The 697-nt window shown below is 43.3% G+C and carries 1 protein-coding gene; it reads left to right on the forward strand.

Annotation, left to right across the window (positions count from 1 at the left end; all coding sequences use genetic code 11):
* On the forward strand, window positions 1-697 hold a 697-nt coding region (locus tag N2257_10765), incomplete at both ends, for a phosphomethylpyrimidine synthase ThiC (GenBank protein MCX7794866.1).

Here is a 697-nt window from a genome sequence, read left to right on the forward strand (position 1 = left end):
AGATACACTTATTGAACAAGCAGAGCAGGGCGTGGATTACTTTACTATTCATGCCGGCGTATTGCTTCGTTATATTCCACTGACTGCCAAACGAATGACAGGTATAGTATCACGCGGCGGAAGTATTATGGCCAAGTGGTGTTTGGCACATCATAAAGAAAATTTCTTATACACTCACTTTGAAGAGATTTGCGAGATTATGAAAGCGTACAATGTAGCATTTTCATTAGGAGACGGCTTGCGACCCGGACACATACCGATGCAACTGATAAAAGAAAACATGGATAAAGAATTACAATATTGCTTTGAAGCCCCTTTTTATACCCTCGGACCTTTAGTAACAGATATTGCACCGGGCTATGACCATATTACCTCTGCCATTGGTGCTGCTATGATAGGGTGGTTCGGAACATCCATGCTGTGCTACGTTACACCTAAAGAGCACTTAGGGCTACCCAACAAAAAAGATGTAAAAGACGGTGTGATTGCATACAAAATAGCAGCCCATGCTGCCGACTTGGCAAAAGGACACCCCGGCGCACAATACAGAGATAATGCTTTAAGCAAAGCACGTTTTGAATTTAGATGGGAAGACCAATTCAATTTGTCTTTAGACCCCGAAACTGCCAGAGCATACCACGATGAAACCCTTCCTGCCGAAGGTGCTAAAGTGGCTCACTTTTGTTCTATGTGTGGT

This window comes from Thermodesulfovibrionales bacterium (assembly GCA_026417875.1).
In the GTDB taxonomy this organism is placed as follows: Bacteria; Nitrospirota; Thermodesulfovibrionia; order Thermodesulfovibrionales; family CALJEL01; genus CALJEL01.